Raw genomic sequence first — 22,561 nt, forward strand, 5'->3', positions numbered from 1 at the left:
GGCGCTTCTCCTCACCCTCCTGCCCCGCACCCGCAACCGCGGTGCGGAACGACGCGTCTTCGGCCCTGCCGGACGGTGGACGGACGGCGCGAACGGACACAAAGGGGGTCCTGCGGTGAACGGGAAGAGAAGCTGGCGGGCGCGGGGAACGTTGCTGGTCACGGCCCTGGCGCTGGCATCGGTCACGGTGGGCTGCCAGGACACGGGCGGCGGTGCGGGGGTGAACCCCAAGCCGGGCGGGACCGCGACCTCGTCGAAGGCTCCGGGCAGGGGTGGGGGAACGGAATCGGCCAAGCCGGCGCCGTCCGCCTCGAAGAAGCCCACGAAGAAGCCGTCGAAGAAGCCGACGAAGCCGGGCAAGGACACCTCGGCGGGCGCGCTGACCTGTGACGGGCTGCGCAGCGCCCAGCTGCAGACGTCGACGTTCCGCTTCCCGGACGCGCCGGAGGGGACCGTGGCCTTCACCGACGGCCGGTGGGAGGGCGACGGCGTGGTGATCGAGCTCCAGCCGCAGTGCGGCATCGGTGACATGACGGGCGATCCGGCGCAGGACGCGGTGGCCGCCGTCAAGGTCACCACCGGTGGCACGGGCAAGTTCTACGGCCTCGTCACCTGGCGGAACGACGCCGGAACCCCGGTGCCCGTCGCCGCCGCCTCGCTGGGCGACCGTACGCCCGTGGAGTCGATCGTCGTCTCGTCGCCGGCGCCGCGTCGGGCCACCGTCGTGTACCTCACGCGCGGGGACTCCGACCCGGCGGCCGTCGTGACGATCCGCCGTACCGCCGTGTACCGCGTGACGGAGCCGGCCATGACCGAACTCGGCCACACCGACGCCCCGTACACCCCCTGACGCCGCGCTCCGCCGGTCCCGTCGCGGACGGGGCCGGCCGGAGGGAAGGGCACAGGGGCTGCGGTTACCCTGTGCGCCGGACGCGAGGAGGAACCATGGCGCGGATGCCGTCGGCCGAACGACGCAGGCAGCTGGTCGAGGCGGCGATCAGGGCGATGACCAGGGACGGGGTGGCGCGGACGACGACGCGGTCGATCTGCGCCGAGGCGGGTGTGTCGCTGAGCGTGTTCCACTACTGCTTCGAGTCGAAGCAGGCGCTCCTGGAAGCCGCTATCGAGACGATCACGGGGAACTACGTGGCGCGGGTGATGTCCGCCGTCGAGCCGGGGGCGACGCTGCGGGAGACCGTGCGGGGGGCGCTGCAGACGTACTGGGACCACGTGACGTCGCATCCCGGCGAGCACATGCTGACGTACGACCTGACCCAGTACGCCCTGCGGGAGCCGGGGTTCGAGCATCTGGCGCGCGCGCAGTACGACCAGTACGTGGCGTCGGCGGCGGCGCTGATCGGTCAGGTCGGCGCGGCGCGGGGGGTCGAGCCGCGTGTTCCGGTCGAGGTGCTCGCGCGGTATCTGGCGGCGGCGATCGACGGGTTGACGCTGCAGTTCCTGGTGCTCGGCGACGCGCGTGTGGCGGACGGGCACCTCGATCTGACGGCCGATCAACTCGTTTCCCTGATGGAGGGTTGATCGATCGGAGACGATTCCGCAAACACCAACAGGTCATTTGACCCGGACTCTTGACTCACTCCCTCGACACCGCGATCCTCGGGGCGCCCGGTACACCCCCACCGTCCGGAGGCATCGCTGATCATGACTCGACCCATCACGCGCGGGACCGGCGGCAGATCCGCCCTCCTCGCGCTCTTCCTGGCCCTGGCGGCCGTACTCTTCGGCTCCGCTCCGGTGCCCGCCGCGGACGCCGGCGGCACCTGGTGGGAGCCCACCTCCCGGCCCGCGGCCGACTCGCAGATCAACGTCACCGGAGCGCCGTTCACGGGCACGGACGCGCAGGGGAAGGTGCGCGGCTTCGTCGACGCCCACAACCACCTGATGTCCAACGAGGGCTTCGGCGGCCGGATGATCTGCGGCCAGACGTTCTCGACCGCGGGCATCGCCGACGCGCTGAAGGACTGCCCCGAGCACTACCCGGACGGCTCCGGCGCCCTCTTCGAGCACCTCACGGGCGGCGACAACGGCAAGCACGACCCGGTCGGCTGGCCGACGTTCAAGGACTGGCCCGCCAACAACTCCCTGAGCCACCAGCAGAACTACTACGCCTGGGTGGAGCGCGCCTGGCGCGGCGGCCAGCGGGTGCTCGTCAACGACCTGGTGACCAACGGCCTGATCTGCTCGCTGCTGCCCCGGGACCGCACCTGTGACGAGATGACCGCGATCCGTCTGGAGGCCCGCAGGACGTACGAGCTGCAGGACTACGTCGACGGGATGTACGGCGGCCCCGGCAAGGGCTGGTTCCGGATCGTGACCAGCGCCCAGCAGGCCCGCTCGGTGATCGAGCAGGGCAAGCTCGCGGTCGTCCTCGGCGTGGAGACCTCGGAGCCCTTCGGCTGCAAGCAGATCCTCGACATCGCGCAGTGCGGCCAGGCGGACATCGACAAGGGCCTCGACGAGCTGTACGCGCTCGGCGTGCGCAGCATGTTCCTGTGCCACAAGTTCGACAACGCGCTGTGCGGCGTGCGGTTCGACAGCGGCACGACGGGCGTGGCGGTCAACATCGGCCAGTTCCTGTCCACGGGGACCTTCTGGACCACCGAGAAGTGCGCGGGCGCGCAGCACGACAACCCGATCGGGCTCGCCGCCGCCCCGCCCGCGATGGCCGAGAAGCTGCCGGTCGGGGTGAGCGTGCCCTCGTACACCTCCGACGCCAAGTGCAACACCCGCGGTCTGACGAGGCTCGGCGAGTACGCCCTGAAGGGCATGATCCAGCGCGGCATGATGCTGGAGCTCGACCACATGAGCGTCAAGGCGGCCGGGCGCGCGCTCGACATCCTGGAGGCCGAGGAGTACCCCGGCATCCTCTCCAGCCACAGCTGGATGGACCTGGACTGGACCGAGCGGCTCTACCGTCTCGGCGGTTTCGCGGCCTCGTACATGCACGGCGCCGAGGGATTCGTCGGCGAGGCCGCGCAGAAGGCGGAGCTGCGCAAGAAGTACGGGGTCGGGTTCGGCTACGGCACCGACATGAACGGGGTCGGCGGCTGGCCGGGCCCGGTCGGCACCGACGCGCCGAACTCCGTGAAGTACCCCTTCCGCAGCTTCGACGGCGGCGCGGTGCTCGACCGCCAGGTCACCGGCGAGCGCACCTGGGACCTCAACACGGACGGCGCCGCGCACAACGGCCTCGTGCCGGACTGGATCGAGCAGATCCGGCTCAGCAACGGCGGTCCGGCCGTCGTCGACGAGCTGTCGCGGGGTGCGGAGTCGTACCTGACGACGTGGAAGCGGACCGAGGACCACGAGCCGGCGGTGAACCTGGCCTCCGGCCGGCCGGCGGCCGCCAGCACCTCGGAGTGGTGGAACCCGTTCGTCAGCTTCGCGCCGGGCCGCGCGGTCGACGGCGACACGGGAACGCGCTGGGCCAGCGAGTGGTCCGACGACCAGTGGTGGCAGGTGGACCTCGGGTCGGTGCGCCGGGTCGGGAAGGTCACGCTCGACTGGGAGGCCGCGTACGCCCGCGAGTACCGGATCGAGCTGTCCGACGACGGCAGCACCTGGCGGACGGCGTGGTCCACCCAGGCGGGCGACGGCGGGTACGACACCGCCGAGTTCGCCTCGCAGTCGGCCCGGTACGTCCGGATCCACGGCGTGCGGCGGGCGACGGGCTGGGGCTACTCGCTCCACGAGGTGTCGGTGAACCGGTCCTGAGCGTGCGCAAGGCCGGAGGGGCCTGCCGGATCCGGGATCCGGCAGGCCCCTCTCTCGTTCCCTTGCTTGTACCTGTTCCTGTTGCTGTTGCTGTTCCTGTTCCTGTGCGTGCGCCCGTACGTCCTACAGGGTCCGGCAGAGCAGGGCGTCGGGCGTCTTGCCCTTGGCCCAGGCGCCGGTGAAGGCGATGCCGGCCGCGTACTCGCCGACGGCGCACTGGCCCTTGTAGTTGCCCTGGGCGAACTCACCGCCCGGGCCGCCGGCCGGGCGGTTGTCCCCCCGGTCGAACCAGAGCGTGCGGCCGGTGACCGGCAGGGCGCGGACGGCGGCGGCGCACAGGACCGCGGAGACAGCCTGGCCGCGGACGCTGTAGCCGGTCATGAACTGGTCGCGAGGGCACTGGAGTTTGCTGTAGCCGCCGGCCCAGTCGCCTTCCCTGACGTACCGTTCGTCGGTCACGACGGTGAACCCGCCCGCCGGGTCGGCGAGTCGGCCGGCCCCCGCGTCCGTGCAGAGGCCGCGGCCGTCGCGGTGCGACAGCCCGACGAGCCGCAGCCCGTCGGGGCAGACCCCCTTGCGGGCGCCGCTGTCCCAGTCGCCCCGGGCCCGGGTGCGGAGGGACTGCACCGCGTCGGCGTGGTCGAGGTTCAGCATGCGCCAGGTGTCGCCGGTCGGCACGGGGCCGGTCAGACCCGGGGCGGTGACCAGTCGGCGCCAGTCGGCGGCGCGCCAGTCGGCGCCGTCGAGGATGCCGGAACGGCGGCCCTCGGTGTCGTAGTCGAGGAGCTTCCAGCGTCCGTGGCCGGTGAAGCCGACGAGCGGCCAGTAGGCGAAGTCGGTGTCGTTCGCGACGAGGTGATCGACGAAGTTGCCGAACCAGGCGCGGGCCTTCGGGTCGGTCTCGTCGGCTCCGATGCCGAACTCGCTGATCCACAGGGGTGCGGTGTAGTGCTTGCCCGTGTCGGCGGCGACGAAGAAGGCCTGGCGGGAGAGGGTCGCGAAGAGGTCGTCGCGGGAGAGTTCCTGGTAGCGCCAGTCGTGGGTCTCGCCGGTGCCGGTCGCGCCGGTGTGGTTCGGGCCCGTGTAGCCGTAGAAGTGGGCCGAGTACACGAGTTTGTCCGAGGCGACGAGGGTGTGGGAGAGGGTCCTGGCCGGTTCGAGGGTGGGGCGCCAGTGGAAGAACCCGTCGGCGGGGATGCCCTGCCAGTTGATGCCCTCGACGATGACGAGGAGGTCGGGGTTGGCCTCGGTGAGGAGGCGGTCGCCGAGGCGCTGGGTGGCCGCCCACCAGTCGTGGTCGTCGCCCCAGCCCCAGTTGGCGTCGTCGGTGATGGTGCGGCGCACCTCGTTGTAGAGGTCGGCGCCGACGACCCGCTTGTTCTCCTTGTAGCGCCGGGCCGCGAAGAGCCAGTCGTTCTCCCACTGGGCGGTGGACTGGCTGGTGTTCCAGCGCTCGTTGCCGTCGAGGCCGCAGCACCAGCGGGAGGTGTTGGTGTGGTTGTTCAGGACCACGGCGAACCCCTCGGCCGTCGTCGCGGCGATCACCGCGTCGAAGACCTGGAGCGGGGTCTTTCCGCGCAGCTGCGGGTTGGCCGCGACGGCCGCGTCGGGGACGGGCCGCTGGTCGTGGAGCATCTCGTTGGAGAACGGCAGGCGGATGCTGTTGATGCCGAGGGCGTGGAAGTCGGCGAGGATCCTCGCGACCGGCGTGCGGTCGAGGCCGAGGGGCAACTGGTCCGACTTCTCCCCGGCGTTGTGGTTCACGGGGTCGGCCTTGTCGCCCGAACCGGTCCACGAGCCCTGTGCGCCGTGCCAGTTGGCGGACCTGAGCTTGAAGCGGGCGCCGGTCGCGTCGACGACGTAGCGCCCCCGGGTGCTGAGCGGAGGCTGCCAGCCGTCGGCGAGCGCGGCGGGGGCCGTCACGGGAGCGGGTGCGGCCGGTGCGGGGGCCGCGGGAGCCGCCGTGGTCCCGGCGGCCAGGAGGGCCGCGGCGAGCGCGGCCCCCAGGAGGGTTCTCTTCACGATGTCCTTCGGGGCGAGTGCGGGTGCGGGTGTGCGGATGCGAGCGGTGTGTCAGCCGGCCGCGGGGCCGGTCCAGTCCGCGGGCACGCGGGCGAGCCGTACCCGCTGGGGGTGGTCCCCGACGGCCACGGAGGCCACCCGCTGCCCGGTGGCGAAGTCGATCGCGGTGACCCGGTCGGCTCCGCTCTCGGAGATGACGCAGGAGCGGCCGTCGCCGCTCACGGTCGCCCAGTACGGCTTGGAGGCCTGGACGAGCGGGCCCTCCGCAAGGGTCTCCCGGTCCACGACGGTCACGTAGTCGTCCATCGTCCCGGCGACGCAGAGCTTGGCGCCGTCCGGGCTGATCGAAAGGCCGTGGTGGCGCGAGTCGTTGACCCAGGTGGTGCGGTCGGGGTCGGTCGCCGGGTTCGCCGGGAGGTTCTTCATGCGGGTGATGCGGTCGGAGTCGACGTCGTACTCCAGGAAGCCGTTGAGGAACGAGACCTGGAAGTAGACCTTCTTCTCGTCCGGCGTGAAGACGAGCGGGCGGACGGCGTCGGAGAGGTCGCCGCGCCCGAAGGCGTCGAGGCGGGTGCGCATGTCGATGACGCGGACGGTCTCGAAGGTGCTCGCGTCGACGACGGTGATCTTCCGGTCGCCCTTGGACCAGTCGAGCCACGGCGCGTCGAGGGCCGTGGTGACCTCGCCGATGGACATGTTCCAGAGGAGGCCGTCGGAGGTGAAGACGTTCTCGTGCGGCTTGTCGCCCGTCTTGAACGAGCCGAGCTGGCGGCCGGTGGCGACGTCGAGGACGTGCACGGTGTTCGCCGTGGAGGCGGAGACCGCGACCCGGCTGCCGTCGGGCGAGACGGCCATGTGGTCCGCCCGGTAACCGGCCACGGGGAAACGCCAGTTGATCTTCCCGGTGCGCAGGTCGAGCGAGATGACGTCGGCGAAGCTCGGCCGGGAGACGACCATGGCGGATCCGTCGGGGGTGGCGTACATGTCGTCGACGAACTGGTCGTGGCCCTCGCCCGGTCCGCTGCGGACGCCGAGGAAGAAGGCGAGCTTGACCGGGTTGAGGTAGATCTCGCGGAGCCGCTGCTCCTTGTCGGGGATGACGTTCACGCGGCCGACACGCCGGAAGTCGCCCCGGGCGGCGATGACGTCGGCGGTGCCGTCCCAGTTGTTGCCGACGAACATCACCTCGCGCAGCCCGGCCGAGGCGGTCGCGCCCGGCGCGGCGGCCCGTTCCGGAGCGGATGCGGAACCCGCGCCCGCGGACGCGGTGACGAGGGCCAGAGAGGCGGCGACGGCCCCGAGGAGGCGGCGGGTCCCGGACGTACGGGGAGAGGGCATGGGGGTCCTTCTTCCGTGGCGCGACGATGACTTACCGGAGGTAACCATGCGCACGCCACACCCACAAGCCCCTGTCACGCCCCCCTTCGCGCCACCTCGCCGGCCCCCCTCGCGCGAGCTCGGGCCCCCGTGCGGGACCATGGAATCCGGAACGCAGAAGGGACGGAACGGACGATGAGGCACCGCAGCGTCGCGGACCTGATGACGCCGGCCGCGGTCGCGGTACAGCGCGGGACCTCGTTCAAGGAGATCGCACGACTCCTCGACGAGTACGGCATCACCGCCGTCCCCGTGGTCGACGACGACAGCCGCCCGGTGGGCGTCGTCTCGGAGGCCGACCTGCTACGGCGACACGCCACCAAGGACGGGCCGAGCACGGCGGAGGCCATGATGTCGAGCCCCGTCGTCACCGCCCGCCCCTCCTGGACGGCCGTCGAGGCGGCCCGCCTGATGGAGCGGCACCGCATCAAGCGCCTCCCCGTGGTCGACGCGGACGGCCGCCTGATCGGCGTACTGAGCCGCAGCGACCTCCTCCAGCTCTTCCTGCGCCGCGACCGCTCGATCCAGGAGGAGATCCGCGAGGACGTCCTCGTCCGGATCATGCGCCTCTCCCCCTCCGCCGTGCACATCGAGGTCGACGAGGGCATCGTCACCCTCAGCGGCACACTGGAGCGGCGCGGCCTCGGCCCCATCCTGGTGCGCCTGTGCGAGACCGTCGACGGCGTCGTCGAGGTCGTCGACCGACTGGGGTACGAGGAGCCCGACGCGGCGGCGGCGCGGAGCGAGCGACCGGAGGGCGACGAGCGGGAGGACGGCAAGCGGGAGGACGGCGTGGGGTGACGCCCGGAGGAACCTCGTCAGGGCGGCGCCCGGCCGGACGGCGCCCGGCCGGACCGGTGCGTCAGGGCACCACGAGATGCCGGGCTCCTGGCCGGATTCGTGCGCTGGAGCAGCGCAGGCCGACCGGCTGACCGGCTGCCCGGCTCGCGGCCGGGATGCGCGCGTCGGAGCAGCGCGGATTGCCGGGCTCCCACCCGAATTCGTACCCCGGAGCAACGCGGACTGCCCGGCTCGCGGCCGGACTCGCGCGTCGGAGCAGCGCAGACTGACCCGGCTGCCCAGCTCACGGCCTGGTTCGCACGTCGGAACAGAGCAGCGCCAACCTGGCGGCGTCCTGCCGGGCTCGCGGGCCAGGGCAGCGCGAAGCGGCCGGCTCCCGGCCGGACTCGGCGTCCGACCGGGGTCCCGGCTCGGCCGGCGGGCCCGTCAGGAGACCGCCTCCGGCCAGCCGTATCCGGGGCCGGTGCGCTGGGGTACGGTCCCGGCGCCCACGGCCTCCATGTCCCGGTTGGCCTCCTGCATGAGCTTGCCCGCGAGGTCCTTCATCGCGCGGCTGGCGGCGAGCTCGTCGCCGATCGCCGGTACGTCCACGTCCGCCGGGTTGCACCGGGCGGAACCGTGGCCCGTCAGGGTCGTGGTGCCGGTGCTGAGTCGGGCCTCGGCCTTGGTCCTGCCGCCCTCCTCCACCACTTCCACTCCGACCGTCCACTCCAGAGTGCGGCTCATGGTCTGCCTCCTCGCACCGTCGGGCCGCGCGGAACCGAGGCACGGCCCCTTCCGTTACCTCCAGGATCCATCGGCGGCGGCCGTGGCGCACGGGGGACGGGAGACGGGGTCGGGGGACGGGCCCGCCCCGGCGGATCCCGCCGGGGCCGTACGGGCGGGGCTGCTCGCGCCGTACGGCCGGGACGGCTCGCACGCACACCCGACGCGCCGCGGGCGCGCGGTCCGAGACGGCTCGGGTACACGGCCCGAGACGGCTCGGTCGTACGGCCCTGGACGGCTCAGGGACACGGTGCGAGACGCGGCTCAGGTACACGCGGGCCTGGACGACTCGGGCGCGTCTCAGGGCGTGTCTCAGGGCGCGCGGAAGAGGGGGGGAAGCGCGGGGCGAGCCAGGGCTTGCGGCCCCAGCCGAGCGCCCTGCCGCGGGCGATCGCGGGCCAGGGGTCGATGCGGCCGAGGGCCAGGAGGAGGAAGGTGACCGGCTCGGTGAGGATCTTGCAGTCGGGCCGTGCTGGCGCCTCGTGGGCGACCCCGACCCGGCCGTCGGTGATCGTGACGCCGAAGCCGGGGCCGCCCCGGAGGCGTACCGCGAAACTCGCGGTGAGACGGGCGACGGCGTCCGGGTCCGCCACCTGCGGCATCGCGTGGATCATGAAGGGCATGCTGAGCCGCACCCGGTGCGCGTCGACCATGTGCGGGCGGCGCAGGGCGAGGGCGAGGTCGTAGCCGTGGCCGAGCATGTGGGTCAGCAGGTACGAGCCGAGGACGGCCGGGCCCATGTCGCCGAGCGGGGTGGTGACCGACTCGTCCGGGCCGCGCTCCTCGACCGAGTCGAGGAAGGCGAGGGCCTGGGCCGTGATCATCTCCGCGAGCGGGCCGGGCGCCCGCTCCGCGAACCCCGCGAGGGCCCGCTCGTTGGCCTCGGCGAGGCTGCCGGGGGTGCCGTCGCCGTACGGCCGCCGGTGGCCCGCGGCCAGGTCCGCCATCAGCGCGTTCGCCTGGGCGAGGTGCGCGGCGGCCTCGCCCACCGTCCAGGTGGAGCGGGGCACGGGCAGCCCGCCGCCGTGGCCGGCGGTGTCACCTCCCGAGGCGCCGCCCCCGGCGCTCCCACCCGTCGGGCCGCCGCCCCGCGATCCCGCGCCCTCCGCCGTACGCAGGACCGCCGCGATGTCCTCGGCCGTCCCCCGTATCGCCTCGGCGAGCCCGCCGGGAAGCACCCCGCCCGTTCGTCCCGTCATGGATCCGCCCCTCCCCCGGCTCCGGCGACTCCCCCTGGAGTACCGGTAGGCCAGGGACCGTACCAGCGAGTAGCTCAGGCGGTACCGGTCGCTCCGGCAACGATCCCGCGGAGCCGCGCACAGGTGGCGAGGCCGGCGTGTCCGCAGTCCAGCGCGCCTTCCACGAGGTCGAGACAGGCTCGCGCCTGGGCGATCCGGCGCCAGGGCGCGACGCGCGGCAAGGCGCCGCCGCGCTCCACCGCCGCTCCTACGAATTCCTCGGGTTGGCACCGGGCACCCGCCTCCCCGACGTCGGGTGCGGCGGGGGCCTCGCGGTGGCGGAGGCCACGGCGCTCGGGGCCGTAGCCGTAGCCGTAGCCGTCGGGATCGACCGGTACGGGGCCTTGGTCGAGGCGGCTCGCCGGCGCCTGCCCGGCCGCTCCTTCACCGTGGGCGACGCGGCCTCCTTCCCGTACGCCGACGGCGCGTTCGACGCCTACCGGGCGGACAAGCCGCTCCACGACCTCCCCACCCCGGGAGCGGCGCTGTCCGAGGCGCACCGGGTCCTCGCCCGCACGGACGTGCCGTCCTCTTCTTCACGGCGGCGGCGACGACGCGCCGGAGCTGACGCTCCGGAATCAACGCCGCCAATGCCGGGGCGACGCCTGTGCGAGCGCGGGTGTCGACGGGGGCGCGGGGGTAGATGCGGGCGCGGGCACAGGCGCAGGCATGTGCGCGGGCACAGGCGCAGGCGCGGAGGCAGGCGCAGACACGGACACCGCCCCACCCCGCAGGTGTCACCTGTTAACTTCCTCCCCATGCCGAACCACCAGGACGAGACGAGGACGGCCTACGACGGGGTCGTCGATCTGTACGCGTCGCTCTTCGCCGACCGGTTGGAGACCCGGCCGTTCACCCGGGCCATGCTCGGCACCTTCGCCGAGCTGGTCCGCGACACGGGCAACCTCCGCACGGCCGACGTCGGATGCGGGCCCGGGCACCTCACGGCCATGCTCCACGACCTGGGCCTCGACGCCTTCGGACTCGACCTCTCCCCCGCCATGGTCGAGCACGCCCGGCGGGCGCACCCGGCCCTCCGCTTCGACGAGGCCCGCATGGAGTCCCTGCCCGTCGAGGACGGCGCGCTGGGCGGCGTCCTGGCGCACTACTCGATGATCCACACCCCGCCCGCCGAACTGCCCTCCCTTCTGGCCGAGCAGGCGCGCGCCCTGGCCCCGGGCGGCTTGCTCCTGACCTCGTTCTTCGGCACCGACGGACCGGAACCGGTCCCCTTCGACCACAAGGTGACCACCGCGTACAGCTGGCCCCCGGACCTCTTCGCCGCCCTCCTGACCGATGCCGGCCTCACCCCGTTCGCCCGCCTCCTCCACGACCCGGCCTCCGAACGGGGCTTCCTCGACGTCCATGTGACGGCCCGGCTCACCTAGCGACCGGGGGCGCGGTCCGGCGGGGAGGCACGGCCGCTCGGGCACTCGGCGCCTCAGCGGGCGTCGGGCCGGGAGCGGTGCCAGGCGCCGTCGGCGAGGAGGCGCAGGCCGTTGAGGCCGACGAGCACGGTGGAGCCTTCGTGCCCTGCGACGCCCAGCGGCAGGGGAAGGGTGCCGACGAGGTCCCAGACGGCCAGGGCGGTGATGAAGGCGCCCGCGATGACCAGGTTCTGGACGACGAGCGCGCGGGCCCGGCGGGAGAGGTCGACCACGGTGGGGATGGCGGCGAGTTCGTCGCGCACGACGACGGCGTCGGCGGTCTCCAGGGCGAGGTCGGAGCCGGCCCGGCCCATGGCGATGCCGGTGTGGGCGGCGGCGAGGGCGGGGGCGTCGTTGACGCCGTCGCCGACCACCAGGACCTTGGCTCCGCCGTTCCGGAGTTCGTGGACGGCGGCGACCTTGTCCTGCGGCAGCAGGCCCGCCCGTACATCGGTGATGCCGACCTCCGCGGCGATGCGGGCGGCGGCGCGCGGGTTGTCGCCGGTGACCAGGACCGGGGCGCGGCCGGTCAGTTCGGCCAGGGCGCGGGTGGCCGCGGCTGCCTCCGGGCGGAGGCGGTCGGCGATCCCGAGGACACCGGCGGGGCGGCCGTCGAGGGTGACCACGACGGCGGTGCGGCCCTCCTCCTCCAGCGCGGAGACGAGCGCGGCGGCCTGCACGGCGGCCGGCTCGGCGGGGTCGGCGAGGAGGCGGGCGGGGCTGCCGACCGCGACGAGGCGGCGGCCGACCGTGGCGGTGACCCCCTCGCCGGGCGAGGAGGAGAAGTGGTCGGCCGTCGCCGGCTCCAGGCCGCGGGCGCGGGCGGCGTCCACGACGGCGCGGGCCAGGGGGTGTTCGCTGGGGTGCTCGGCCGCCGCGGCGAACCCGAGGAGCGTGTCCTCGTCGAGGCCGGAGCCGTCGAGCGGGCGCAGGTCGGTCAGGCGTGGGGTGCCCTCGGTGAGGGTTCCGGTCTTGTCGAAGGCGACGGCGTCGATCTGCCCGAGCCGTTCCATGACGACGGCGGACTTCACGAGCACCCCGTGGCGGCCGGCGTTGGCCATCGCCGAGAGGAGGGGCGGCATGGTGGCGAGTACGACGGCGCAGGGCGAGGCGACGATCATGAAGGTCATCGCCCGCAGCAGCGCGGACCGGAGGTCGGCCCCCGCGAGCAGGGGGACGGTGAAGACCAGCAGGGTCGCGGCGACCATGCAGAGGCTGTAGCGCTGCTCGATCTTCTCGATGAGGAGCTGGGTCGGCGCCTTGGTCTCCGCGGCCTCCTCGACCATCGCCACGATCCGGGCGATCACCGACTCCGCCGGGTCGCGCTCGACCTTCACGCGCAGCGCGCCGGAGCCGTTGAGGGTGCCGGCGAACACCTCGTCCCCGGTCCGCTTGGCCGCGGGCAGCGGCTCACCGGTGATGCCGGCCTGGTCGACGTCGCTCGCGCCGTCGAGCACGCGGCCGTCGGCGCCGATGCGTTCCCCGGGCCGCACGAGGACGACGTCGCCCACGGCGAGGGACTCGGCCGGAACGGTCTCCTCCGTGCCGTCGTCCGCGAGCCGGATCGCCGTCTCCGGTGCCAGGTCGAGCAACCCCCGTACCGAATCGGCGGTACGGGCGGTGGCGATCGCCTCCAGCGCGCCCGAGGTCGCGAAGATCACGATCAGCAGCGCACCGTCGAGGACCTGGCCGATCGCCGCGGCGCCGAGCGCGGCCACCACCATCAGCAGGTCGACGTCGAGGGTCCTGTCGCGGAGGGCCTTCAGCCCTTCCCAGCCCGGTTCCCAGCCGCCGGTGACGTACGTCGCCGCGAACAGCGGTCCCCACAGCCACGCCGGGGCGTCCAGCAGGTGGAGCGGGAGGGCCGCGAGGAACAGCACGAGCGCCGCGAGCGCCCAGCGGGCCTCGGGCAGCGCCAGGACCCGGGTGCGTCGCCGGGGCACCGGCCGTTCCCGGCCGGTGGCGGCCTCGGGGGACCTGTCCAGGACAGAAGGCATGACAAAGCAACCCTTCACGGGCGAACGGGGCGACGCAGCCACCATACAGGAATGAATGAATAGGTCTTCAGATGTCTTCCGTATCATGGTCACATGGGCCACGGACCGCACGCCACCAGCACCACCCGCGAACGCCTCGACGCCGTCGGCGCCACCGACGTCGCCGCGACCCTCCAGGCCCTCGCGACCCCTTCGCGGCTGTACATCCTGGCGCGCCTGCGCGAGGGCCCGTCCTCGGTCGGCGAGCTGGCCACGGCTGTCGGCATGGAGTCGTCCGCCTGCTCCCACCAGCTCCGGCTCCTGCGCAACCTCGGTCTGGTGACCGGGGAGCGGCACGGCCGCTCGATCGTCTACGCCCTCTACGACGACCACGTCGCCGAACTCCTCGACCAGGCCCTCCACCACGTCGAGCACCTGCGCCTGGGCGTCCGCGACCTGCCGCCCGAACCCGCCGGGCCGTCCGCCGCCGAATGACCGAAGCCCCCGCCGGATTCCGACGGGGGCTTTTCCGTTCGTCCGTCCGGGTCAGCCGACGAGGAGGTCCTTCTTCAGGCGCTTCAGCTCGCGGGGGTCGAGACCGAGGGCGGCGTCGAGGTAGCGGTCGAAGGAGCCGTACTTCGCGTCGACCTCGGCGTAGCCGGAGTCGAGGTACTCGGGGCGGACGTCGAGGAGGGGCTTGTAGACGGCGGCCTGCTGGGGCGGGAGGTGGCCGAGGAGGGCGTCGTTGGCGGCCTTGCGATAGGTGTTGCTGGCGAGGTAGTCGGCCATGACGGTGTCCCTGGGCACGCCGAGTGCGGTCAGGAGGGCGGCGTTGGACCACCCGGTGCGGTCCTTGCCGGCGGTGCAGTGGAAGAGCACGGAGCGCGCGTCGTCCGCGCGTACGCCGTCGAGCACCCGGCCGTAGGCCTTCTTGCCGCCGTCGCCGCCGACCATGGCCTTCTCGGCGTCGATCATCATCTGCTCGGCCTCGGCGGGGGTCTTCGGCATGGCCTGGAAGGCGCCCGAGCCCGCGAAGACGTCCGCGACGACGTAGTCGGCGCCGGCGGGGACCTTGTCGGGGTTCTTGGCCCGCTCGTCGGCCGTGCGCAGGTCGAAGACGGTCCGGACGCCCAGGCGCCGGAGCCTGGCCTGGTCCTCGGCGGTCAGCCGGTCGAGGGCGTCGGAGCGGTAGACCTCGCCCATCCTGACCCACTGGCCGGTCTCGGTGCGGTAGCCGCCCGCGTCGCGGAGGTTGACGGTCCCGGAGAGCCGGACGAGGCGGTCGGCGAGCCGCAGGCCCTGGCCGCGGTCGGCCTGGAAGCGGAACCACTGACGGTCGGCCGGGGGCAGGCCGGTGACCACGGCCCGGCCGATGGCGCCACCCTTCGCGACGACCCTGCCGTTCGCGTGGATCTCGACGCGCTTGACGCCCTCCGCCTTCCACGCGAGGGCGAACGAGCCGTCGGCGCCCGCAGTGACGGTGGCCTCGGTGAAGGGGATGGCCTGGCCGGAACGGTGCTGGTCGGCGTGGTGGGGCAGGTGCCGCTCGGCGGCGGTGGCGACCGGCGCGGAGGGCAGGCCGAGGGAGAGGGCCGCGACGAGGAAGGCCGTGGACAGGGTTGCCTTGTTCATGGCCGTGACACTGAGCGGCGGGGGCGAACGTCGCATGAACACGGCATGGCCGGAAACCGCCCCACCGAGGACAGATGGCAAAACATGCCATCTGTGCACGTCATGCAGAGGGTGGGCGGGTCCCGGGCGGGTTACGACGCGCTCACGGCGGCCCGCCGCAGGAGCGCGACGGCGGCGCCGGCAGCGACGAGCAGGGCCAGGGCCGCGTACCCGTGGGTGAGCGTCGCCAGGGTCGCCGCGCCCGCCACGAGGAGCGGGCCCCCGGCGTCGCCGAGTTCGCGGCCGAGTTCGGCGGCGCCCATGGTCTGACCCATGCGCTCCTCGGGGGTCGAGGTGGCGAGGGCGGTGAAGCCGAGCGGGGTGATCAGGCCGGTGCCGGTGCCGATGAGGGCGGCCGCCAGGAGCACGCCCGCCAGTCCGGGCAGCATGGCGCAGCCGAGCCCCGCGGCGGTGACGGCCAGGCCGACGGCGAGGCCGGTGCGGGTGGTGAGGCGACCGGCGTCGTGGGCGCGCCCCGCGTAGGGCTGGACGACGGCGGCGGTGGCGGCGAGGACGGAGACGGCGGCTCCGGTGGCGATGGTGCCGAGCCCCGCGGCGGCGCCCGAGACGGGCAGGAAGCCGACGCCGACGGAGAGCGCGGCGGTCGCGGCGGCCAGCGCGGCGGTGGGGCCGAGGAAGACCGGGTCGGCCAGGCGGCGCGCCAGGTCGAGGACGGTCTGGCGCCGCTTGGGCAGGGGCGGTACGGCCGGCACGGCGACCACGGCCCGCACGGCGACCGCGGCGCCGAGCACGGCGAGCACGGTGAAGAGCAGGCGCAGGCCGCCGGCCCAGACGAGCAGACCGCCGAGGACGAGCAGGGAAGTGACGGCGTCGTCGGAGAAGCCGCCGAGGTTGGCGGCGATGCCGTGGGCACCGAAGGCGGTCGTCGTGAACCCGGCGGCGTACAACGGCCACATCCCGGCCACGCGGACCGCCGGCGGCGCGGAGACAGGGGCACTCATCGGTCGCCTCCCGGCGTCTCGTGCAGAACGGCGAAGACGCGCTCCGCGTAGTCCTCGCACACGGCCGCGCAGGCCTTGAGGCGGACCGCGGCCTCCGGGGCCTCGGGGGCGCCGAAGACGTCACGGGCGGTCAGGTCGCGGTGCCAGCGGCGCAGCCGCTCCAGCGACTGCTCCTCCTCCAGCTCGGCGAGGGTGAACTTGCCGATCCGGATCTCCTTGGCGATCTCCTCCTCGAACTTGCCGCAGTCCGCGAGGAACTCCGCCCAGTCCGCCGAGCGGGCCGCCGTGAACAGGGCACGGAAGCGGGCCGCGTCCTCGGGCCCGCTACCCGTGGCGTTGAGCGTCAGCGCCTGACCGCCCGCCTTCCCCGTCAACTCCAGGGCCCTGGCGGTGCCGTCGGCGAACACCGGCACGTCCGGCACCGCCCACACCCCCTGCCCGAGGGACAGCGCGCCGGTACGGCGCAGCTCACGCCAGACCGCCACCCGGTGACGGGAGGGTTCGGCAGGGATCTTGAGGACGAGGACGAGCCAGCGCGCGTCCGCTTCGATGTTCGGCACAGTGGGAAATGCAGCAGCCGTTACATCTCTCAGATGTATCGGGCTGCGGGAACGCAACGACCCCGCCGCCCGCCCGGGGAGGGCGGACGGCGGGGCGGTGTGGCGCGGCGTCGCGCGGGAAACGGCAAGGCGGTGTGGCGTGGCCTTGCGTGCTCGTACGCGGCCATGCGTGGTCTTCCATGGCCTTGCTCGGTCTTACGTGGCCTTGCTCGGTCTTACGTGGCCTTGCTCGGAAAGCGGCGGGTCAGCCGGCCTTGGAGCCCGTCGCGACGTGGCGCTCGAAGGCGCGGAACGCGGCCTCCTGTCGCCATTCGACGGCCGCCTTGGGGCTGGCGTCGAGGAGGCGGCGGCAGTGGGGGCGGAGGCGGTCGGAGCCGGGCTCGTCGTGGCGGCAGGCGCCGGCGAGGCGGTAGCCGTCACGGGTCGGGTTGCCCTGCCACAGGCTCGCGCCCGGCAGGAAGGCGTACTCCAGGGAGGCGCGGGCCAGGTCCTTCAGCTCGCGGTAGGTCAGGCCGTACGTCTCGGCGGCGTACCGGTACTCGTGGGTGACGTCGATCCGGGAGACGCCCGGGTCGTCGGTGGCGAGGACGACCGGGACGCCGTGGGCGCGGTACGTCTCGAAGGGGTGGTCGGCACCCTTGACGCCGAGGATCTGGGCGTTGCTGGTGAACGGCACCTCGACGGCGACGCGCCGCGCGGCCATCGTGTCGGCCACCCGCTGCCAGTCGTTCTCGTGGACGAGGTCGACGCCGTGCCCGATGCGGTCGGCACCGGCCACGTCCACGGCCTCGCCGATGTGGAAGGTCAGGTCCGCGGGCTTGACGAGACCCGGCCACAGCTCGCCCGCGTGGAGGGTCAGGTGGGCCTTCGGGTACACGCCGCGCAGGTACTTCAGCATCCGCATCTGGGCGCTGTAGTTGGCCAGGGAGGTGTCCCAGTCCTCGGGCTGCACCAGGTTGACGGCGACGAAGCGCGGGTCGGCCTCGGCGAGGCGCATGCCGAGCGCCATCTGGGTGAATACCCGCTCATTGGTGCTGCCGCGGTTCACCTGGGAGATCCAGCGCACGGTCAGCCCGCAGCCGGGGCGGGGCGCTCCGGTGGCGCACCCGGCCTCGGTGCGGAACTCGGCGTCGCCGTCGTCGGCCTCCTTGCGGGCCTCGGCGACGATCTTGTCGAGCTTGCCGTCCGCGACGAGCTTCCCGTGCATCCGGGCCAGGTCGGCGTCCCAGCCGACCTCGTTCGCGAGCTTCCTGGCGCTCTCCGAGGCCGGGCTGACCATGGTCTCCAGATAGAACTGGTTCTGCTCGACCACGGTGTCGGCGAACTCGGCCAGCAGCTTGCCCCGGTTCCGCCACGTCACCTCGCCGAACTTCCCGAAGGTGTCGAAGAAGTGGTCGTGGCCGTTGCCGCCCTGCGGGAAGTCCTGCATCGACCACGCCCTCACGAGGGCGTCGTGGAAGGCGCGGTCGGTGTTCGCGTCGGTGGCCGGCCTCGTGCCCGGTCCGCACGGCGGCACCACGGCCGTCATCGTCGTCGTGTCGACGCACAGCCCGTCCTCGGCGGCGAGCCTGATCAGGTACTCGGTGCTCACCGCGCCGGACAGGTGATTGTGCAGCTCCCCGCCCTTGGGCAGGGCACGGAAGAACGCCTGGAGCGCGGCCGGATCGTCACGGATCGAGGACAGCCGGGCATCGGCCACCACCTCGCCCGCCGTCGCCATCGGCCGCGGCGCGCCCGCGGGCCCACCGGACGCTCCGGGGACGCCGGGGGCCGCACTCGCCGGGCCCGCCGGGGCCGCGACGGCGGCCGGCAGCAGGCACAGCGCGGCGACGAGCAGGGAACGGCGGCGCGAAGTGCGGCGCACAGCCGGGCGGTTGAAGTCTCGTGGGGGTACGGAAATGATCACTCGGGCATGATCGCGAGTCACCCCCCGCCCTGGGGCCCACGACGGGCCCTTCGCCCGCCACACCACCCGCACGAGCGATCCCCCCGCACGGAACGCAGACCGAACGAACAGGCGTTCCAGGCGGAGTCGACGCCTCGACCGGCCGCGGGGAGCACGTACGGGCCGGTCCGTCCGGCCCGTACACACCCCATCCGCTCGACCGGGCCCGGGTGGCGGCCGCCACCCGGGCCCGCGTAGCCGAGAGCCTGGACGGCTCCACCACACCGGAGGTCCTCGCCATGACCAGGAACAGCCGGCGTCGACAACGCTCGTGATCAGTACGCCTGGTCCTCGCAGGTGGCGGCGAACGTCTCGCGGGTCACCACGTCCGACGCGGCGGCCGTGGTGTCCACCCAGACGGCGCGCTGGCCGTCACCGAGGGAGGGGGCCATCTGCGTGCCGGAGGAGCAGGAGACGCGCTGGTACGCGGCGGTGCCGTTCACGACGTCGGCGGTCGGCGCGACCTTGACCTTCCAAGGGCCCGACCAGCTGCCGAAGCCGCCCCAGAAGTCGGTCGTCGAGTACGCGAAGTAGTCGTCGGTGACCGAGAACTGGCCGATGTACATGGACGTCGGCGCCTTCAGCTTCTTGGTCTGCGTCAGGTCGGCGACCGGCGCCGTCTCGACCGAGTCGCTGCGGAACAGGAACGCCTGGGTGTTGCGCCAGAAGATCCGGTCCGAGGTGAGCTGGACGTCGGTGATCCGGCCGAACAGGAAGCCCGCCATGCGCTTGGCCTGGGTCCTGCCGGTGGCGATGTCGTAGACGGTCCCGTAGGTGCCGTCGGCGCCGCCGGCCCAGGCGATCGTGCCGTTCCTCATGGCGAGGCGGGCGGCCCGGGTGCCGGGCTCGGGCGTCACGTTCACCCTGGTTCCGTCGGCCTTCCGGAGCATGACGTCCTGCTCGCCGTCGACGGTGGTGGAGATGTAGGCGAGGGCGCCGTCCTCGGTGACCGGCTCGGTCTCGTCGGCGTCGGGGGCGTCGACGATCTTCTTGATCTCGCCCTGGCCCTTGTCGCCGGCGCCGTAGATGCCGACGCCGTCGGCGGCGACCCGGGTGAAGACGACCCGGTCCTTGTCGAGCGAGGGGTCGAGCAGGTAGGCGTCGTCCTGGGCGAGTTCGTGGTCGGACTCTCCGTCCTGCTTGCTGAACCGGCCGACGGTGATGCCGAACGCGGCCGAGCCCCGGTCCCAGGCGACGGCGTCGCCGTGGGCGATGGCGTACACGTCGCCGCTGATCTGCGCGGCCTGCTCGTCGACGCCGCCGTACACCTCGTAGGCGGGCAGGACGTCGGCGCCGATGGTGGTGCCGTCGTGCGTGCCGGCCTTGCGCTCCCAGCCGTCCTCGATGCCGTGCGCGTCGAAGGCGGCGGCGATCTTCGCCCGGTCGCCGTCGGAGACGTTCAGGGACTTGGCGGCCAGCGTGACCGCGGTGCGCATCTCGGTGAAGCCGGCCAGCGGGGTGAGGTAGTTCTGCGCGGCGCGGTAGACGATCCGGTCGGCGAGCCCGGTGTCGATCGACTTGCGCATGTCCCACAGGGCGCCGCCGACGATGGTGGAGTTGTAGTGGACCCCGCCGTTGTCGATGTCGAGCGGGATCGGTTCGTAGTCCTTCTGGGCGTTGCGGCCGTCGTTCAGGTCGCGCAGCGCGCACTCGTCCAGCGGCTTGGTGCCGTTGCACAGGTACTCGCCGACGAGCCCGGAGGTGGCGTCGCCCATGGCGATGCCCTTGTCGGCGGTCTCCATGGCGTTGCCGAAGTAGTCGGAGATCGCCTCGTTGAGGGCGCCCGACTGGTTGAGGTAGACGAGGCCCGCGCTGTGCTCGGTGACGCCGTGCGTCATCTCGTGGCCGACGACGTCCAGGCCCACGGACAGCGGTACGCCGTTCATGTGGCCGTACACCATCTTGGAGCCGTCCCAGAAGGCGTTGGCGTAGTCCTTGCCGTTGCTGGCGACGTTGACGACGGAGTGGATCGTGCCGCCCTTGCCGTCGACGCCGTCGCGGCCGATCTCGTTCTTGTAGAACTCGTAGACCTTGGCGGCGTTGAGGTGGGCGTCGACGGCGCCGGAGGCGGTGTTCGCGCCGTCGAAGCGGTCGGTGGCGGACCTCACCAGCGGCACGTCGTCGGTGACCGGGCCGCCGGCGACGTCGAGGTAGCCCTTGCGCTGGGCGTCGTAGGTGCGGATCTGGCCGCCGGTGACGGGGTACATGGCGCGGGCGGAGTCGACGAGCGTGTACGAGCCGTCGGCCGCCTTGTCGGCCTCCAGCTCCGCCTCGCTGCCGTCGACGCGGACACCGGTGGCCTGGGCAGGCGCGGCGTCGGCGGCGTCGATGTTGTTGTAGGAGAGGGCGAGGCCGCCGACGCGGGCGTCGACGTACGCCTCCTGGCGGACCGGGCTGCCGTCCTTCTTGGCGCCGGTGACGGTGAAGTGCCAGGCCAGCCGGCCGCCCTGGGCGTCGGGCAGCACCGTCAGGCCGTGTGCGGCGGTCCTGGCGCCCTCGACACCGCGCAGGTTCGCGTCGAGCAGGAACAGGCGCCGCTGGGCGGTGCCCTCGTCGACCCCGGGGGTCGTGGAGACCGTGAGGTCCGTGTAGAGGGTGCCGGTGGCGGAGGTGACCCGGCGGCCGTCCTCGGCCGGCTGCGTCTGCACCGCGTACTCGGTGCCGAACACCGGGACGCCGTCGTGCTCCTGGCGGAAACGGACGGTGGTCTGGTCGCCGTCCTTGGTGGTGCGGACCGTCTTCAGGTCGGACACGGGCACCTTGTAGGTGTCCTCGTGGTCCGCCATGTGGGCGCGGGCGGCCTGGGCGGGGGTGCCGCTCCTGACCTCCTTGTCCAAGCCCTGGGTCACGGCGGGCGCCACCGGGACCGGCGCGCCGGTGGCCGCGGCGGTGCCGGGCGTCTCGTCGGCGGCCCAGGCGGGCCCGGTCAGCAGCGCTGAACCGGTGGCGGCGGCCACCACTGACGCGGCCACGACCCGGCATATCGATCTCTTTGCCACAACGTCCTCCCCATCACACACAGAAACGTGGAGCTGAGGAGCTCCACGTGATCGGTGCGTCGATGCTTCGCCACGCAAGGTGCCCACTACAAGGGATCACCGGTGGCGCAAAGTGGCTGAGGCGTAAACGCGCCTCAGCCGGGGTCCCCCTCCAGCCAGCCGGCCCGCACCGCGTGACAGCCGAGCTGGAAGCGGGTCGCCGCGTTCGCCCGGGCCATCAGGGCCCGGAGCCTGCGCTGCACGGTGCGGTGTCCGACGCCCAGTTGGCGGGCGATGGTGACGTCGGTGAGGCCGACGTGCAACAGCGCGAGGACGTCACGGTCGAGTCCGTCGAGGAGGTCGCCGACGGGGGTCGCCTCCCCCGCGCCCACCCGCAGCGGGGTGGCCTGTGCGTAGCACTGGTCGAAGAGGGACTGGAGGGCGGTGAGCAGACCGCTGCGGTGCACGACGAGTGCGATCGGCTCGGTCTCCTCGCGCTCGGGGTCGAGCGGCAGCAGCGCCGTGCGACGGTCCGCGATGATCATCTTGATCGGCACCCGGTCGGTGACCGTGACGCTCTGCCCCTGTTCCGCGAGCAGGGTGGCGGAGGCGGCGGTCTCCGGCCGGTCGAACCAGCCGCGCTCCAGCACCGAGCGCAGCAGCACACCGCGTGCCATGGACTCGCGCTCGACCTCGTCGAGGCCCTCCTCGGCGGAGAGCGCGACGGGCACCCTTCGGGCGGGGATCAGCGAGCAGACCTCGTGCTGTGCCTCCCGGCCCATCGCGAGCAGCCGGCGCCGGATCGCGGCGGCGCCCGACAGCACCTCGACGGGAGCGCCGGAGGCGCGGTCCTGGGCCGCGCGGTGCCGTTCGGACAACTCGGTGACCAGGTCCTCGACCTGGTGGAGGGCGCCGCGGCGGGCCTCGACGAGCGGGCCCAGGGCGAGGAGCGGGGAGGCGGCGCGGTAGCGCGGGGAGGTGCGGTCCGGGCCGCGCCGGGCGCTGGCCAGGCCCCGCTCGACGAGCACGTCGAGCGCGCGGGCGACCTCCTGCGGGGTCAACGGCCCGGCGAGGGAGGCCGGTTCGCTGTCCGGCCGGTCGACG

Annotated in this window: 17 protein-coding genes and 1 pseudogene; 7 read left to right on the top strand and 11 right to left on the bottom strand. The window is 73.2% G+C overall.

Annotated features, from left to right (window positions below; all coding sequences use genetic code 11):
- Window positions 1–115: 115 nt before the first annotated feature.
- From ACIQFX_RS21130 to ACIQFX_RS21140, 3 genes are all read left to right on the top strand, one after another.
- Window positions 116–850, top strand: a complete 735-nt coding sequence (locus tag ACIQFX_RS21130; RefSeq protein WP_402465424.1) for a hypothetical protein — start codon at window positions 116–118, stop codon at window positions 848–850.
- Window positions 851–945: 95 nt separating this feature from the next.
- Window positions 946–1,539: a TetR/AcrR family transcriptional regulator gene (locus ACIQFX_RS21135; protein WP_402465427.1), complete on the top strand. Its 594-nt coding sequence runs from the start codon at window positions 946–948 to the stop codon at window positions 1,537–1,539.
- Between the two features lie 123 nt (window positions 1,540–1,662).
- Window positions 1,663–3,735, top strand: coding sequence for a discoidin domain-containing protein (locus ACIQFX_RS21140; RefSeq protein ID WP_402465430.1), 2,073 nt, complete (start codon window positions 1,663–1,665; stop codon window positions 3,733–3,735).
- 123 nt (window positions 3,736–3,858) lie between these two features.
- Here ACIQFX_RS21140 and ACIQFX_RS21145 read toward each other — a convergent pair whose 3' ends face one another.
- Complete coding sequence (locus tag ACIQFX_RS21145; RefSeq protein WP_402465433.1) at window positions 3,859–5,757, bottom strand: glycoside hydrolase family 5 protein; 1,899 nt, start codon at window positions 5,755–5,757, stop codon at window positions 3,859–3,861.
- 51 nt (window positions 5,758–5,808) lie between these two features.
- On the bottom strand, window positions 5,809–7,095 hold the full coding sequence (locus tag ACIQFX_RS21150) for a YncE family protein (RefSeq protein WP_402465435.1): 1,287 nt from the start codon (window positions 7,093–7,095) through the stop codon (window positions 5,809–5,811).
- Between the two features lie 174 nt (window positions 7,096–7,269).
- On the opposite strand from ACIQFX_RS21150, the gene ACIQFX_RS21155 reads away from it, so the two are divergent.
- Window positions 7,270–7,935 (top strand): CBS domain-containing protein, encoded by a 666-nt coding sequence (locus tag ACIQFX_RS21155; protein WP_402465438.1) that lies wholly within the window; start codon window positions 7,270–7,272, stop codon window positions 7,933–7,935.
- A 426-nt stretch (window positions 7,936–8,361) separates the two neighbouring features.
- On the opposite strand, the gene ACIQFX_RS21160 is transcribed toward ACIQFX_RS21155, so the two are convergent.
- Both ACIQFX_RS21160 and ACIQFX_RS21165 read right to left on the bottom strand, forming a co-directional pair.
- On the bottom strand, window positions 8,362–8,661 hold the full coding sequence (locus ACIQFX_RS21160) for a dsRBD fold-containing protein (protein WP_402465441.1): 300 nt from the start codon (window positions 8,659–8,661) through the stop codon (window positions 8,362–8,364).
- Window positions 8,662–8,939: 278 nt separating this feature from the next.
- Window positions 8,940–9,899, bottom strand: a complete 960-nt coding sequence (locus ACIQFX_RS21165; RefSeq protein WP_402465443.1) for a maleylpyruvate isomerase family mycothiol-dependent enzyme — start codon at window positions 9,897–9,899, stop codon at window positions 8,940–8,942.
- Window positions 9,900–10,036: 137 nt separating this feature from the next.
- On the opposite strand from ACIQFX_RS21165, the pseudogene ACIQFX_RS21170 reads away from it, so the two are divergent.
- Both ACIQFX_RS21170 and ACIQFX_RS21175 read left to right on the top strand, forming a co-directional pair.
- Window positions 10,037–10,393: pseudogene (locus tag ACIQFX_RS21170) on the top strand (methyltransferase domain-containing protein); the annotation flags it as partial.
- A gap of 303 nt (window positions 10,394–10,696) precedes the next feature.
- Window positions 10,697–11,326, top strand: a complete 630-nt coding sequence (locus ACIQFX_RS21175; RefSeq protein ID WP_402465639.1) for a class I SAM-dependent methyltransferase — start codon at window positions 10,697–10,699, stop codon at window positions 11,324–11,326.
- Between the two features lie 53 nt (window positions 11,327–11,379).
- Here ACIQFX_RS21175 and ACIQFX_RS21180 read toward each other — a convergent pair whose 3' ends face one another.
- Window positions 11,380–13,362 carry a heavy metal translocating P-type ATPase gene (locus tag ACIQFX_RS21180; protein WP_402465446.1) on the bottom strand — a complete coding sequence of 661 codons (1,983 nt, stop codon included), beginning with the start codon at window positions 13,360–13,362 and terminating at the stop codon, window positions 11,380–11,382.
- Between the two features lie 93 nt (window positions 13,363–13,455).
- Here ACIQFX_RS21180 and ACIQFX_RS21185 point away from each other — a divergent pair, with 93 nt between their 5' ends.
- Window positions 13,456–13,836 (top strand): ArsR/SmtB family transcription factor, encoded by a 381-nt coding sequence (locus ACIQFX_RS21185; protein WP_402465449.1) that lies wholly within the window; start codon window positions 13,456–13,458, stop codon window positions 13,834–13,836.
- Between the two features lie 51 nt (window positions 13,837–13,887).
- On the opposite strand, the gene ACIQFX_RS21190 is transcribed toward ACIQFX_RS21185, so the two are convergent.
- The 6 genes from ACIQFX_RS21190 to ACIQFX_RS21215 form a co-directional block, all read right to left on the bottom strand.
- Window positions 13,888–14,973, bottom strand: a complete 1,086-nt coding sequence (locus tag ACIQFX_RS21190) for a tyrosine-protein phosphatase (protein ID WP_402465451.1) — start codon at window positions 14,971–14,973, stop codon at window positions 13,888–13,890.
- 131 nt (window positions 14,974–15,104) lie between these two features.
- Window positions 15,105–15,974, bottom strand: coding sequence for an MFS transporter (locus ACIQFX_RS21195; RefSeq protein ID WP_402465454.1), 870 nt, complete (start codon window positions 15,972–15,974; stop codon window positions 15,105–15,107).
- Complete coding sequence (locus ACIQFX_RS21200) at window positions 15,971–16,534, bottom strand: Chromate resistance protein ChrB (protein ID WP_402465457.1); 564 nt, start codon at window positions 16,532–16,534, stop codon at window positions 15,971–15,973. The genes ACIQFX_RS21195 and ACIQFX_RS21200 overlap by 4 nt, the downstream gene beginning before the upstream one ends.
- Before the next feature lie 244 nt (window positions 16,535–16,778).
- Entirely contained in the window at window positions 16,779–18,398 is a 1,620-nt protein-coding gene (locus ACIQFX_RS21205; protein ID WP_402465460.1) for an adenosine deaminase, read from the bottom strand.
- Between the two features lie 356 nt (window positions 18,399–18,754).
- Window positions 18,755–21,478 carry a M4 family metallopeptidase gene (locus ACIQFX_RS21210; RefSeq protein ID WP_402465462.1) on the bottom strand — a complete coding sequence of 908 codons (2,724 nt, stop codon included), beginning with the start codon at window positions 21,476–21,478 and terminating at the stop codon, window positions 18,755–18,757.
- A gap of 134 nt (window positions 21,479–21,612) precedes the next feature.
- Window positions 21,613–22,518 carry a helix-turn-helix transcriptional regulator gene (locus ACIQFX_RS21215; RefSeq protein ID WP_402465464.1) on the bottom strand — a complete coding sequence of 302 codons (906 nt, stop codon included), beginning with the start codon at window positions 22,516–22,518 and terminating at the stop codon, window positions 21,613–21,615.
- Between the last annotated feature and the right edge of the window lie 43 nt (window positions 22,519–22,561).

This window comes from Streptomyces sp. NPDC093089, assembly GCF_044754405.1.
GTDB lineage: Bacteria > Actinomycetota > Actinomycetes > Streptomycetales > Streptomycetaceae > Streptomyces.

Coding starts and splice junctions, on each gene's coding strand:
- ACIQFX_RS21135 (WP_402465427.1), top strand. CDS start 946: ATGGCGCGGATGCCGTCGGCCGAACGACGCAGGCAGCTGGTCGAGGCG.
- ACIQFX_RS21140 (WP_402465430.1), top strand. CDS start 1,663: ATGACTCGACCCATCACGCGCGGGACCGGCGGCAGATCCGCCCTCCTC.
- ACIQFX_RS21150 (WP_402465435.1), bottom strand. CDS start 7,095: ATGCCCTCTCCCCGTACGTCCGGGACCCGCCGCCTCCTCGGGGCCGTC.
- ACIQFX_RS21155 (WP_402465438.1), top strand. CDS start 7,270: ATGAGGCACCGCAGCGTCGCGGACCTGATGACGCCGGCCGCGGTCGCG.
- ACIQFX_RS21160 (WP_402465441.1), bottom strand. CDS start 8,661: ATGAGCCGCACTCTGGAGTGGACGGTCGGAGTGGAAGTGGTGGAGGAG.
- ACIQFX_RS21165 (WP_402465443.1), bottom strand. CDS start 9,899: ATGACGGGACGAACGGGCGGGGTGCTTCCCGGCGGGCTCGCCGAGGCG.
- ACIQFX_RS21175 (WP_402465639.1), top strand. CDS start 10,697: ATGCCGAACCACCAGGACGAGACGAGGACGGCCTACGACGGGGTCGTC.
- ACIQFX_RS21180 (WP_402465446.1), bottom strand. CDS start 13,362: ATGCCTTCTGTCCTGGACAGGTCCCCCGAGGCCGCCACCGGCCGGGAA.
- ACIQFX_RS21185 (WP_402465449.1), top strand. CDS start 13,456: ATGGGCCACGGACCGCACGCCACCAGCACCACCCGCGAACGCCTCGAC.
- ACIQFX_RS21190 (WP_402465451.1), bottom strand. CDS start 14,973: ATGAACAAGGCAACCCTGTCCACGGCCTTCCTCGTCGCGGCCCTCTCC.
- ACIQFX_RS21195 (WP_402465454.1), bottom strand. CDS start 15,974: ATGAGTGCCCCTGTCTCCGCGCCGCCGGCGGTCCGCGTGGCCGGGATG.